We start from the raw sequence: 14,442 nt of genomic DNA, 5'->3' as shown, positions 1-14,442 counted from the left end.
AAGTGGTATGATGTCTTTAGAAATCATCCAGCACAAAGGAGAAAATGAAACAATATGGAGAAAAAGAGCCGGGAATTGTTAGCACCGCATGTAGAAGAAGAATTGATGGACTATATTTTACATACGCCGGTAAAAATAGGTGAGAAGCTGCCAAATGAATTTGAGCTGGCAGAACTGTTTGGTGTTGGGCGGAGTACGGTACGTGAAACTGTAAAAAGCCTGGTTTCCAAAGGAGTGCTTGAAGTCCGCCGGGGGTCCGGAACCTATGTGATCGGGACAAACCGATTAGAGGATGATCCGCTTGGGCTTTCAAAGTTTACGGATAAATTTGAACTGGCGCTTGACCTTTGCAATGTGCGTCTGATGTTAGAGCCGGAGATTGCAATGTTAGCAAGCGAAAATGCCACGGACAAGGAAAAAGCAGAGTTAAAACGTCTGTGTGATGAGGTGGAAACACTTTATCTTGCAGGAGAGAACCACCTTCAGAAGGATGTGGAATTTCATACCTGCATTGCGCGCTGCAGCAAAAATAAAGTGATCGAAAAACTTGTGCCGATCATCCAGTCAGCGGTCATTACATTCGTGAATCTGACACACCGCCAGTTAAAAGAGGAGACGATCGATACGCACCGTGCGATCACGGATGCAATTTTAAGGGGGGACAGTGCAGGGGCAAAATATGCTATGATCATGCACCTTAATTATAATCGTCAGATGATTTTGAAAAAACAGGAAGAGGCGTTGAAAAAAGAGAATTAGATGCAAAGACGTCCTATGATCATCCGCCAGGTGCTGATAATATAAGGCAATATCGGAAAAATACACAAAAAACAAGGCTGTTTTTAAGAGAAAAGCCTTGTTTTTTTGTCTAAAAAAGAGGTTTTAAAGAACTAGACATCAGATGTATTGACAAAAAATGCCCTGTAAAATAGAATAAACATAACAAAACATCAGACGTCATACGAAAGTTGATAAGGAGGTATATCATGGGTAACGTCGCAGAATTAGATACCACAAGACTGGTTATCGCAGCAATTATCGGACTGGCATTGTTGTTAGTTCTGATTATCAAATTTAAGGTTCATGCCATGCTTTCCATTTTAATCGGTGCGATTGCAATCGGACTGATCGCAGGAATGCCATTTGAAGAGATCGTAACAGCGGTCGATGATGGTATAGGAAACACGCTAAAAGGAATCGCTCTTTTGGTAGGACTAGGTTCCATGTTTGGTGCGATATTGGAAGCATCGGGTGGAGCACAGACGCTGGCAGTTACAATGGTAAAGAAATTTGGAGATGAGAAGGCTGCATGGGCGCTTGGAATCACCGGTCTTGTTATTTCCATCCCGGTATTTTTTGATGCAGGACTTATCATTTTAATTCCGCTGGCATTTTCTCTTGCCAAAAGAACAAAGAAATCATCCCTGTTTTATGCAATCCCGCTTTTAGCAGGACTTGCCGTGGGACATGCATTCATTCCGCCGACACCGGGACCGGTTTTAGTTGCTACCATGTTAAACGTGGAACTTGGCTGGGTTATTTTAGTCGGTGTATGCTGTGGATTTTTTGCAATGATCGTTGCAGGTCCGGTCTGGGGAGCTATCTGTGGGAAGAAATTTTATGTTCCGGTTCCGGAGCAGATCGCAAATCAGGAAGATATCGATGAATCCAAACTTCCGAGTTTTGCATCCGTTGTTACCATTATCATGATTCCTCTGGTACTTATCATATTAAAATCCGTTGCAGGAGTGGTACCGGCATTAGCAGGTGTACAGCCGCTGTTTAACTTTTTAGGACAGCCGTTTGCAGCACTCCTGATTGCAACATTAGCAGCAATGTTTATCCTTGGAACCAGACATGGTTATTCTATGGCAGAATTAGAGAAGATCCTCACAAAATCATTAGAGCCGACAGGACTGATCCTTCTTGTGACAGCATGCGGCGGTGTGCTTCGTTACATTTTACAGTATTCCGGTTTAGGTGAGATCATTGGTAATGCAGTCGCATCCGTAAATCTGCCGATCGTTGTTGTAGCATTTTTAGTTGCAGCACTTGTCAGAATCTGTGTAGGTTCTGCAACCGTAGCAATGACCATGGCAGCAGGAATCGTAGCAGCAATGCCAGAGATTGCATCCTTATCACCGATGTATCTTGCATGTGTGGTTGCAGCCGTTGCTGGTGGTGCGACAGTCTGCTCACACTTTAATGATTCCGGATTCTGGCTGGTAAGATCATTGATCGGACTTGATGAGAAAACTACTTTAAAAACATGGACAATCATGGAGACATTAGTTGGTGGAACCGGATTTATCGTAGCACTTATTATTTCTTTCTTTGTATAGAAGAAATGTGAAAAATAAACTTAAGATGCGCGAATGTAGCGCAGAAAATAGGGTTAGTGTGAAAAATACATTTTTCACATGTAGAATTTGTGCTTATGCACAAACCTGAGATGCGATGGACGGCAGCGCAGGAATGGAGATTAATATGGAATTAAGAAGTCAGAAAGTAAGAGAACTTGCACCGGAGATGGATCCGCTCCGCATGGGTATGGGATGGAAAGAGGAGGAGCTTTCCAAACCGCAGATCATCATAGAGAGCACTTATGGAAACAGTCATCCGGGTTCAAGTCATTTAAATATTTTTGTGGAAGAAGCAGTAAAAGGTGTTGACGAAAACGGCGGAAAAGCAGCGCGTTATTATGCGACAGATATGTGTGATGGCATGTCACAGGGACATGATGGAATCAATTATTCCTTAGCACACCGAGATGCGATTACCAACCTTGTGGAAGCACAGGCGAACGCAACAACTTTTGACGGCGGAGTGTTTATCGCAAGCTGTGATAAAGCAATGCCGGCGATGCTTATGAGTATCGGTCGTTTAAAAGAAATGAGTGCGATCGTTGTGACCGGCGGAGTTATGGAAGCAACCGTTGTAAAACCGGAATATGTAGAAAATGATCCGGGCTGCAAGATCAATGAGCTTTTAACTTTAGAGCAGATCGGAAAATTCAGCGCACAGTATGAGCGTGGTGAGATTCCGGAAGAACAGCTTCGTTATTACAAGCACAATGCATGTCCGAGCTGTGGCGCATGTTCCTTTATGGGAACTGCTTCAACGATGCAGGTTATGGCGGAGGCACTCGGACTGATGCTTCCGGGAACAGCGCTGATGCCGGCGACTGCACCGGAGTTAAAGCAGGCTGCTTATGATGCGGGAAAACAGTTGATGAAATTAGTCGAGATGGGCATTGCTGCAAAAGATATCGTTACGATGGAAAGCCTTGAGAATGCGATCATGGTACATGCAGCGATTTCAGGTTCTACCAATGCGGTTATGCACATTCCGGCAATCGCTCACGAATTTGGTTTTGAAATTGATGCGGATACTTTTGACAGAATGCACCGCGGTGCACATTATCTGCTAAACATCCGCCCGGCAGGAGACTGGCCGGCACAGTATTTCTACTATGCAGGCGGTGTGCCGAGAGTCATGGAAGCAATCAAGAGCATGCTCCACCTTGATGTGATGACAGTTACCGGAAAGACACTTGGCGAAAACTTAGAAGAGTTAAAGAAAAACGGTTTTTACGAACACTGTGATGCAATTTTAAAAGAAAAATCAGCACTGATCGGAAAAGAAATTAAACGTACCGATATCATCGCAGACTTTGACCATGCGATCGGTACGGATGGAAGTATTGCGATTCTGCGTGGCAACCTTGCACCGGAGGGAGCAGTCATCAAACACACTGCCTGTCCGAAAGAAATGTTCCATGCAAGATTAAATGCAAAACCTTATGACAGTGAGGAAGAAGCGATCGATGCGATCTTAAAGGGTAAAGTAGTTCCGGGGGATGCTGTATTTATCCGCTACGAGGGACCGAGAGGCAGCGGTATGCCGGAGATGTTCTACACCGGCGAGGCAATCTGTTCTGACCCGAAACTTGCAGCCAGTGTTGCACTGATCACAGACGGACGTTTTTCCGGCGCATCCAGAGGACCGGTCGTAGGACATGTATCTCCGGAGGCAGCAGCCGGCGGCCCGATCGCATTTGTGGAAGAGGGAGATCTCATTGAACTTGATGTTGCAAACCGCCGTCTTGCGATCGTAGGTGTGAAAGGTGAGGAAAAGACAGAGGAAGAAATAGCACAGATTTTAGAGGAGCGGAAAAAGAACTGGAAAGGATTTACCAGCAAATATAAACGTGGTCTGTTAAAACTGTATGCACAGCACGCGACCAGTGCGATGAAGGGTGCTTATATGGACTAAAAAGTATAACTTTTACAGAGCGGTATTGTACTTGTACGATATCCGCTCTGTTTTTCTATTTATATATCAACTAATGATTGATGCACAAAAAGAAATAACAACTAGTACATGCTTGAAATAACAACTATTAGTTTTATAATGAAATTAGAAAAAACGAAATGGGGGATGCGAAATGTTTGATATCATGACAATGGCGGAGAACATTAAAACATACCGGAACAAAAGGGGAATGAACCAGTATGAATTTGCAGAAAAATTAGGGATCAGCCCGCAGGCAGTATCGAAGTGGGAGTGCGGGCAGTCCTGTCCGAGTATCGAGAATCTCTGTGTAATTTCAGAGATTTTAGATGTATCCATTGATACACTGATCGGAGAGAGCAGTGAAGGCGAAAAGATGATGATCGGAATTGACGGGGGAGGAACAAAAACCGAGTTTGTCTTATTTTCTGAGAGTGGACGGATCTTAAACCGGATCGTATTAGACGGCTGCAATCCGAATACGGTAGGAATGGAGGAGGCAATGAACATCCTGCAGCTTGGCATTGATACGCTCATGAAGATCAAGGGGAAGATCAGCGGAATCTTTGTGGGTGCTGCAGGATTAGATTCCGGAAACAATACATCAAAGATCAAAAAGATGTTAAAAGAAAAATATCCGAAAGTAAAAATCCAGTGCGAAAATGACATCTATAACGTCATTGCCTGTGGAAAAAATCTTGACCGGTGTGTGGCTGCGATCAGCGGAACCGGAATGATCATTTACGCAAACCAGAATGGAAATTTAAAGCATTTTGGCGGGCGCGGCTATCTGCTTGATAAAGGCGGCAGCGGCTACCACATCGGACGGGATGCGATCTGTGCAGCGCAGGATGCAAGGGACGGGATCGGAGAACATACGATACTGACGGATCTTGTTGAGGAAAAATTAGGGAATACGGTATGGGAGAGCATCCAGGACATCTACAGCAAAAACCAGTCCTACATTGCATCCTTTACACCATGCGTATTTCTGGCATATGAAAATGGAGATAAGATTGCAGAGCAGATTTTAAAGAACAATGCAGCATGTTTAGCGGAACTTATCAATTTTGCCGTGGATCATTATGATATCGGAAAATATGTGGTTGCATCCGGCGGAATTTTAAAACAGAAACCGGCATTCCGGGAAATGCTAAAAGAGATGCTGCATCCGGATATTGAATTAGACGTTCCGGACTATCCGCCGGTATATGGCGCATGTATCATGTGTTGCCTGTTATGTGGGGTTGATACAAAGCCGGTAAAAGAACGTTTTATGATGTCATATGATTCATACCAGTAGGGAGAGGGAGGAAAATAACATGAGAATTATTAAAGTGAAAAACTATGATGAGGTTTCTGTAAAGACAGCAAATTTGATTTTAGGACAGGTAAATTTAAAACCGGATGCGGTTTTAGGACTTGCTACCGGTGGTTCACCTGTGGGGGCATATAAAAAGATCGTGGAAGCATATAACAACGGTGAGGTTGATTTTTCCGGGGTTACGACGATCAATCTGGATGAATACAGAGGAATCAAAAGAAACCACGAACAGAGCTACTGGAGTTTTATGCAGGAAAATCTGTTTAAACATGTAAATGTAAGGGAAGACCACATTTTCATTCCAAACGGAGAAAATCTTAACAGTGAGGAAGTCTGCAGGGAATATGACAAGATCATCGAAATTGCCGGTGGTATTGATATGCAGCTTCTTGGAATTGGCCTGGACGGACATATCGGTTTTAACGAACCGGCGGATCATTTTGAAAAAAATACACACTGTGTGGAACTGACGGAGAGCACGATCGAGGCAAACAAGAGATTTTTTGAGAGTAAGGATGAAGTTCCGCGTCAGGCATATACCATGGGCATCCTGCCGATCATACAGGCAAAAAAAGTTATTATGATCGCAAATGGAAAGAACAAAGCCGATATCATCAAAAAAGCATTTATGGGACCTGTGACACCGGAAGTTCCTGCATCGATCCTGCAGATGCATCCGGATTTCACACTGATCGCAGATGAAGAAGCGCTTACTGAGATCTAAAAGAAGCGTAGAAATGGAGATTAGTGTGAAAAATACATTTTTCACATGCAAGATTTAACTTGTGATGCGCTTAAAAGCAGCGCAGAAATGGAGATTAATTATGATCATCAAAAATGCAATGGTTTATACATCAGACCACAGGTTTGAAAAGAAGGATATCAGAATTAAAGACGAGCGCATTGCAGAGATTGCAGAGAATGGTGCACTGGAAGCCAAAGAGGAGGATGTGGTTGATGGAGCGGAAATGTATGCGATACCGGGGCTTGTGGATATCCATTTCCATGGAGCGGTAGGTTATGATTTTTGTCAGGCATCGAAAGAGGAATTGTTAAAAATAGCGGAGTATGAAGCAAAAAACGGTGTTCTTGCAATCTGTCCGGCAACCATGTCTTATAATGAAGAAATTTTAGGACATATCATGGATAAGGCAGCGGACTATCAGGAAGATACGGGAGCAGATTTAGTCGGCATCAATATGGAAGGACCATTTATCAATATAAAAAAAGCCGGTGCACAGAATCCGGAATACATCATGCCGGCGGATAAAGAAATGTTTCTGCGTCTGCAGGAAAGAAGCGGCGGACTGATCAAGCTGGTAGACATCGCACCGGAGGGAGAGGGCGCCATGGAATTTATTGAGCAGTGCCATGATAAAGTAAAAATCTCCATTGCACATACCTGTTGTGATTATGATACGGCGTGTAAGGCATTAAAAAAAGGTGCAAGCCACATGACACACCTCTATAATGCCATGCCTGGAATCAATCACAGGGAACCGGGACCAGTCATAGCGGCACTTGAGGCGGGGGCAGAGGTGGAGCTGATCGCAGACGGCATCCATATCCATCCGGCGATGGTGAGAACCACATTCCGCATCTTCGGGGCAGATAAAGTGATACTGATTTCTGACAGCATGGAAGCAACAGGACTTTTAGACGGAGATTACCAGCTTGGTGGACAGGATGTGACCGTAAAAGGGAAAAAAGCAGTCCTGACAAAAGATCCGGGTGTCATTGCGGGCAGTGTCACAAATCTGTTTGACTGCATGAAAAACTGTGTGCAGAACATGGGAATCCCACTTGAAGTGGCAGTGTTAGCGGCAACGGAAAATCCGGCAGGAGCCATTGGTGTGGAGGAAGATTATGGTAAGATCGCAGTTGGCAATTATGGAAATGTGCTGTTGCTGGATCAGAAATTAAACATCAGAAATATCATTCAAAAAGGTAGAATAATGTCAATATAAAGAATATAAATATGGTAAAAAGTGCATGATTTTTACATTTTTTTAGTAATTTTTCGTGATATTCGGGCAGAGTCTTGAACTTGCAGATATTTAATAGTATAATCACTTAAGCTAAAAAAATTTTAAGTGATTAAAAATTTATTTACAGATGAAAATGCGTGTTTTTATGGAAAGCACATTTTCTCTGAAAAACAAGGAGGACATTATGATTACCTGGAACAACTTAGATACCCTTGATTCTTATAAGGAACTTTCAAAGGCTTCCCGTGTAAACCTTGCAGAAGTAATGTCAGGCGAGAACGGTGCAGAGCGTGTAAAAAATTACAGCATTCCTATGGCGGAGGGCTTTTCTTACAATTATGCAGCAAAAGCTGTTGATGATGACGTGCTTGATGCACTCGTAAAACTTGCAAAAGAGGCACAGCTTGCAGAGAAGTTTAAGGCTCTCTACAATGGAGAAGTTGTAAATACCGGTGAAAAACGTCTGGTACTTCATCATATGACACGTGGACAGCTCGGTGATGCTGTAAACGCTGATGGCGTGGACAAACGTGCTTTTTATGTAGAGCAGCAGAACAGAATCGCTGATTTTGCAAACAAAGTACATGCAGGTGAGATCACCAATGCAGCAGGTGAGAAGTTTACAACAGTTGTTCAGATCGGTATCGGTGGCAGTGACCTCGGTCCTCGCGCAATGTATCTTGCATTAGAAAACTGGGCAAAGAAAAATAATACTTTTAAAATGGAAGCAAAATTCATCAGCAATGTTGATCCGGATGATGCAGCAGCAGTTTTAAATTCCATCGATGTGGCTCATTCTATCTTCGTACTGGTTTCTAAATCAGGTACCACACTTGAAACACTGACAAATGAATCTTTTGTAAAAGACGCATTAAAGAAAGCAGGACTTGATGCTTCGAAACACATGATCGCAGTTACCAGTGAGACATCTCCACTGGCAAAGAGCGATGATTATCTGGCAGCTTTCTTTATGGATGATTATATCGGCGGACGTTTCTCTTCCACATCTGCAGTCGGCGGTGCTGTTTTATCACTTGCATTCGGACCGGAAGTATTTGCACAGTTCTTAGAGGGTGCAGCCGCTGAGGATAAACTTTCTGCAAATGAAGACGTATTAAAGAACCCGGAGATGCTCGATGCTTTGATCGGTGTATATGAGCGTAACGTATTAGGTTATCCTTGCACCGCAGTATTGCCATATTCCCAGGCATTAAACCGTTTCCCGGCACATTTACAGCAGCTTGACATGGAGTCAAACGGTAAATCTGTAAACCGTTTCGGTGAACCTGTAAACTATCCGACAGGTCCGGTAATCTTTGGTGAGCCGGGAACCAACGGACAGCATTCTTTCTATCAGTTATTACATCAGGGAACAGATATTGTTCCGTTACAGTTTGTTGGATTTAAAAATAACCAGATCGGAACTGATGTTGTGATCCAGGACAGCACAAGCCAGCAGAAACTGTGTGCAAACGTTGCAGCACAGATCGTTGCATTTGCATGTGGTAAATCCGATGAGAACCGCAACAAGAACTTCGAGGGCGGCCGTCCATCCAGCATCATTATCGGTGATCAGGTAAATCCTGGTTCTCTTGGTGCGTTATTAGCACACTTCGAGAACAAGATCATGTTCCAGGGATTCTTATGGAATGTAAACAGCTTCGACCAGGAAGGTGTTCAGCTTGGTAAAGTCCTTGCAAAACGTGTTCTTGCACATGAGACAGACGGTGCACTGAAAGTATTTAGTGATCTGCTGAATATCTAGTAGATACGGATGATGGTGTAAACTTGGGATTCTATGTAATTTAGGATTACATGTAATTTAGGCTTACATATAATTTGGGATTACATGTAATTTGAGATTACATGTAATTTGAGATTACATGCAGTTTGTCAGTGAATACAATTTCAGATGAAGTAAAAATGCTCTTTTCTAAGCAGGCGGGTAAATGTCTCTCAGAAGAGGGCATTTTTTGTGTTGTGGGATTTTTTATAATGCGCAAAGCAATCAGGCATTGAATTGTTCCAATCCAGCAATTATAATGAAAGACATTAGTTGCTGATGGAAAAGGATGGTTTTGAGATCATCATAAGAAATATTTTTTTGAAACCATGATTTGGAAACAGAAAGGACAGACATATGGAACAGGAACAGCAGACACCGCACAAGAGGCGTGTACGTTACAAGGGAAAATACCCCAAGAAGTTTGAAGAGAAATATAAAGAACTTCAGCCGGAAAAATATCAGGATACGATCGAACATGTCATCAAAAAGGGAAATACGCCGGCAGGAATGCATATTTCCATTATGGTGCAGGAAATCCTTGATACCTTAAAGATCCAGCCGGGCGAGACCGGTTTTGATGCTACGTTAGGATATGGAGGGCATACAAAAGCAATGCTTGCCTGTCTGAACGGACAGGGGCATATCTATGCAACCGATGTTGACCCGGAGGAGTCCGCCAAGACGAAAAAGAGACTGGAAGAACTCGGGTATGGAGAGGATATCCTGACGATCCGGCTGCAGAATTTCTGTACGATCGATGAGATCGCAAAAGAAGTCGGCGGTTTTGATTTCATTTTAGCGGATCTGGGTGTATCTTCCATGCAGATCGACAATCCAAAGCGTGGATTTTCATTTAAGGTGGATGGCCCACTTGACCTGCGCTTAAATCAGGAAGCAGGAATCAGCGCGGCAGAACGTCTTGATACCATCACAAGGGAGGAACTTGCCGGAATGCTCTATGAAAATTCCGATGAACCTTACTGTGAGGAACTTGCGAAGGCAATCACTGACGAGATCCGAAAAGGCAACCGGATCGACACGACGACAAAATTGCGCGAAGTGATCGAAAAAACACTGGATTTTCTGCCGGAAAAAGAAAAAAAGGACACGATCAAAAAGACCTGTCAGCGTACATTTCAGGCGCTCCGCATCGATGTGAACCGTGAGTTTGAGGTTTTATACGAGTTTATGGAAAAACTGCCGGATGCCCTAAAACCGGGCGGACGTGTGGCAATCCTTACATTCCATTCCGGAGAGGATAAGCTGGTAAAAAAAGCATTAAAGGAAGGCTATCGGGCTGGCATATATGCAGACTATTCCAAAGATGTGGTAAGACCGAGCGCACAGGAATGTGCCCAGAACGGAAGGGCAAGGTCTACCAAGATGCGCTGGGCGGTTCGGGCATAGAAGATTTATTGGTGCTGATATGGTATCATGGATTGAAATAAAAAATGAATGCTCAGATCATGTCAATTACAAACTGGCATGGTTGAAAAAGAAAAAACTGGATGTTTTCGTACATCCAGTTTTTTCTTATACTTCATAATATCAGGATCCGGAAAGAAATTGATACAGAGTAACTGTTTGAAAAACTGCGCAGAAATCAAACTGGTTGTCTGAAAAAGGAGAAAGTTAGTTATGAGTAATATAAATAATACAAAAGAGCAGTATGAATTAAATCGTGAACTGGCACAGATGTTAAAGGGTGGTGTCATCATGGATGTCACAAATGCCGGGCAGGCAAAGATCGCAGAGGCGGCAGGAGCATGTGCGGTTATGGCATTAGAGCGGATCCCGGCGGATATCAGAGCAGCGGGCGGCGTGGCAAGAATGAGTGATCCGAAGCTGATCAAAGAGATCCAGGGTGCAGTTTCCATTCCGGTTATGGCAAAATGCCGAATCGGTCATTTTGCGGAGGCACAGATCTTACAGGCATTAGAAATCGACTACATCGACGAGAGTGAAGTGCTTTCTCCGGCAGATGATGTTTACCACATTGACAAGACAAAATTTCAGGTGCCGTTTGTCTGCGGAGCAAAAAATTTAGGCGAGGCACTCAGAAGAATCGCTGAGGGCGCAGCGATGATCCGTACCAAAGGGGAGCCGGGAACCGGTGATGTGGTTCAGGCGGTACATCATATGAGACTGATCAACTCCGAGATCGCGGCAGTTGCGGCAAAGCGTGAGGATGAACTTTTTGAGGCGGCAAAACAGCTTCAGGTTCCATATGATCTTGTAAAATATGTGCATGACCACAAAAAACTTCCGGTTGTAAACTTTGCGGCAGGCGGTGTGGCAACTCCGGCAGATGCAGCATTGATGATGCAGCTTGGTGCCGAGGGCGTATTTGTAGGTTCGGGTATTTTTAAATCCGGCAATCCGGCAAAACGTGCAGCAGCAATCGTACAGGCAGTGACCAATTACAATGATGCAAAACTGATTGCAGAGTTATCTGAAGATTTAGGAGAAGCGATGGTTGGCATCAACGAGGATGAGATACAGCTGCTTATGGCAGAGCGTGGGAAATAAATTGCTCAGAAATGGAGATAAGTGTGAAAAATAAGATTTTTCACACGCAGGATTTGTGCTTACGCACAAACTTGAGATGCGCAAAAAACAGCGCAAGAATGGAGATTATCATGTCAGAAAAAGTATCAATCGGAATCCTTGCGGTGCAGGGCGCATTTGCGGAGCATCAGGCGATGCTTGACGGGCTTGGTGCGGATACATTCCTGATCCGTCAGAAAAAGGATTTGGAAGAGACTGTGCAGAATGGCAGACTGCAGGGGATCGTGCTTCCCGGAGGTGAAAGCACGGTACAGGGAAAACTGCTTAGAGACCTTGGCATGTCTGACCAGTTAAAAGAACTGATCGAAGCGGGTACACCGGTGCTTGCGACCTGTGCAGGACTGATCCTTTTAGCAGAACGTGTTTCCAATGATGACAGGGCTTATTTAAAGACACTGCCGGTAAGCGTGAAACGCAACGCCTATGGCAGACAGCTCGGAAGCTTTGTCACGGACGCAGAGATTGCACACATTGGAACTTACCGGATGAATTTTATCCGTGCACCATATATTGATGAAATTTTAAATCCGCAGGTGGAGACATTGGCGATAGTGGATGGCAATACGGTAGCAGTCCGCTACAAAAACCAGCTTGCGCTCAGTTTTCACCCGGAAGTGAGTGAAGATGCAAGGGTGCACGCGTATTTCTTAAATGAAATCGTGCAGGGTGTATAAGAAAGAAAAAATTGGCGAAGTGAACGGAAAATGAAAGAGATTCATCCATTTTTACCGAAGTCTAATGGAGATTTAGAAGAGAATGGGCGAAAGCGTTATAAGGATGAAGCCAATAGCCCGCGAAAATGAAAAAATCAGGGCGAAAACAGGAGAACAGAAGATGTTTTCGCCCGAAATGGCTGTGAAAATGTTAAAAAGAAAGAAGAAATGGGCGAAAGAGACTTGGACAAAGGAACTTTCGCCCATTATATATTGAGGATAATATCGGTGTAGAAATGGTAATTAGTGTGAAAGCGTTTTTTCATGAAAAACCACCGAAAGAAAGGAGAAAAAATGAACTGATGAGCAGCCTTCCCGTCCCGAAGGCGGTTGCAAAGATGGCGATCCCGAGTGTGATCAGCAGTCTGGTAACAGTTGTATACAACATGGCGGATACTTTTTTCGCCGGACAGACCGGCGATCCGCTGCAGGTGGCGGCAGTCAGCCTGACAAATCCAATCTTCATATTGTTTATGGCATTTGCTAACATGTTTGGAATGGACGGCAGTGCGCCTGCCTCCATGGCGATGGGCGGGAAAAATGAAAAAAGAATGAAACAGGCATCCGCGTTTGCGACATATGCGTCACTGATCGTCGGTGTGGCACTTGCAGTCATTTTAATGGTATTTATGATGCCGGTTTTAAATATGTTCAGGGCAAACGAGCAGACGTTTCTCTATGCAAAAGGATACACTTTTCACATTGCATACGGGGCGCCGTTTATCATCTGGTCTGCAGCGGCAAGTTTTGTTGTGCGCGCGGAGGGTGCAAGCAAGGAGGCAATGATCGGCAGTATGATCGGCACCGTCGCCAATATCGTGTTAGATCCGGTGTTGATCAGCGGTATGGGGATGGGAGCTGCGGGAGCCGCAGTTGCGACGACAATCGGAAATATTTTGGCAAGCATCTATTACCTGTGGTATTTTTTAAAGAAAAGTAAATGTTTTTCCATTTCCATCCAATATTTTACCTGCAAAGACGGCATTTTGAGCGGAGTGTGTGACCAGCAACATTTTGTCGGCTGTTTTATGGATGAGAATCAGAAGACGGATTGAAAGACGGTAAGATCGGGCGTATAATAAAGGTGAACGAGCAATTTTGAAACCGACAGTTATGAAAATTAGTAGGATGAATTTCGTATTTGTCGCATATTATCTCAACTGTAAAAATTGGCATATTGAATTGCAGATTTGCCGTATGATGAATCTTGGGTATAAAAGACCTATGGGGATGGAGGGGAGGAGCGTTATGATCGGTGGCGTGGATGGATACAAATGGAATATCACAGATTCCTATGATAATAATTTAAATCAGCGGAATAATGTTAATAATAAAGATGAACTGGGACAAAAAGGCGCGGTCGATAAATCTAAGACCACGGAGTGCCAGACCTGTAAAAACCGCAAATATGTTGATGGCTCTAACGAAGCGAACGTTTCCTTTAAAAATGCTGCGCATATTTCACCGGAAGCGGCATCTTCTGCTGTCAGGGCACATGAGGGGCAGCATGTTTCCAATGCGTATCACAAAGCTGCCACGCAAAACGGCGAAGTGGTATCTGCATCCGTCAGAGTCCAGACATCGGTCTGCCCGGAATGTGGCCGTTCTTATATTTCCGGTGGTGTGACGGACACACAGATCAGATATTATAATGAGTCGAATCCATACCAGCAGGATTTAAAACAGACAGACGGAATTAAACTGCGTGGGGCAAACGTGGACGAGATTGGCTAGATTTTTCGCACGAAAGCCCCGGCTTGAAAACAATAT

The 14,442-nt window shown here is 44.0% G+C and carries 12 protein-coding genes; all 12 read left to right on the top strand.

Annotation, left to right across the window (positions count from 1 at the left end):
* The first annotated feature begins 54 nt into the window (after positions 1-54).
* Positions 55-759, top strand: coding sequence for a FadR/GntR family transcriptional regulator (locus ACDD58_RS08085; protein ID WP_117920162.1), 705 nt, complete (start codon positions 55-57; stop codon positions 757-759).
* 227 nt (positions 760-986) lie between these two features.
* Complete coding sequence (locus tag ACDD58_RS08080; RefSeq protein ID WP_117920160.1) at positions 987-2,342, top strand: GntP family permease; 1,356 nt, start codon at positions 987-989, stop codon at positions 2,340-2,342.
* A 145-nt stretch (positions 2,343-2,487) separates the two neighbouring features.
* On the top strand, positions 2,488-4,275 hold the full coding sequence (gene ilvD / locus ACDD58_RS08075; RefSeq protein WP_370776868.1) for a dihydroxy-acid dehydratase: 1,788 nt from the start codon (positions 2,488-2,490) through the stop codon (positions 4,273-4,275).
* A gap of 172 nt (positions 4,276-4,447) precedes the next feature.
* On the top strand, positions 4,448-5,596 hold the full coding sequence (locus ACDD58_RS08070) for a BadF/BadG/BcrA/BcrD ATPase family protein (RefSeq protein ID WP_117920158.1): 1,149 nt from the start codon (positions 4,448-4,450) through the stop codon (positions 5,594-5,596).
* Positions 5,597-5,615: 19 nt separating this feature from the next.
* A complete protein-coding gene (gene nagB, locus ACDD58_RS08065; RefSeq protein WP_370776866.1) occupies positions 5,616-6,341 on the top strand; it encodes a glucosamine-6-phosphate deaminase in 726 nt (241 codons plus the stop codon).
* A 100-nt stretch (positions 6,342-6,441) separates the two neighbouring features.
* Positions 6,442-7,584 carry an N-acetylglucosamine-6-phosphate deacetylase gene (nagA, locus tag ACDD58_RS08060; RefSeq protein ID WP_370776863.1) on the top strand — a complete coding sequence of 381 codons (1,143 nt, stop codon included), beginning with the start codon at positions 6,442-6,444 and terminating at the stop codon, positions 7,582-7,584.
* A gap of 205 nt (positions 7,585-7,789) precedes the next feature.
* Positions 7,790-9,370, top strand: a complete 1,581-nt coding sequence (locus tag ACDD58_RS08055) for a glucose-6-phosphate isomerase (RefSeq protein ID WP_117920303.1) — start codon at positions 7,790-7,792, stop codon at positions 9,368-9,370.
* A 375-nt stretch (positions 9,371-9,745) separates the two neighbouring features.
* Positions 9,746-10,798 (top strand): 16S rRNA (cytosine(1402)-N(4))-methyltransferase RsmH, encoded by a 1,053-nt coding sequence (rsmH, locus tag ACDD58_RS08050; protein WP_015559694.1) that lies wholly within the window; start codon positions 9,746-9,748, stop codon positions 10,796-10,798.
* A gap of 231 nt (positions 10,799-11,029) precedes the next feature.
* Positions 11,030-11,920 carry a pyridoxal 5'-phosphate synthase lyase subunit PdxS gene (gene pdxS / locus ACDD58_RS08045; RefSeq protein ID WP_015559695.1) on the top strand — a complete coding sequence of 297 codons (891 nt, stop codon included), beginning with the start codon at positions 11,030-11,032 and terminating at the stop codon, positions 11,918-11,920.
* 110 nt (positions 11,921-12,030) lie between these two features.
* Entirely contained in the window at positions 12,031-12,633 is a 603-nt protein-coding gene (gene pdxT, locus ACDD58_RS08040) for a pyridoxal 5'-phosphate synthase glutaminase subunit PdxT (protein WP_370776859.1), read from the top strand.
* 341 nt (positions 12,634-12,974) lie between these two features.
* Complete coding sequence (locus tag ACDD58_RS08035; RefSeq protein ID WP_370776856.1) at positions 12,975-13,727, top strand: MATE family efflux transporter; 753 nt, start codon at positions 12,975-12,977, stop codon at positions 13,725-13,727.
* Between the two features lie 142 nt (positions 13,728-13,869).
* Positions 13,870-14,406, top strand: a complete 537-nt coding sequence (locus ACDD58_RS08030; RefSeq protein ID WP_195522648.1) for a hypothetical protein — start codon at positions 13,870-13,872, stop codon at positions 14,404-14,406.
* Positions 14,407-14,442 lie beyond the last annotated feature (36 nt).

This window comes from Roseburia sp. (assembly GCF_041325975.1).
GTDB classification, from domain to species: Bacteria; Bacillota; Clostridia; order Lachnospirales; family Lachnospiraceae; genus Roseburia; species Roseburia rectibacter.
This window is presented reverse-complemented; position numbering and strand designations above follow the sequence as displayed.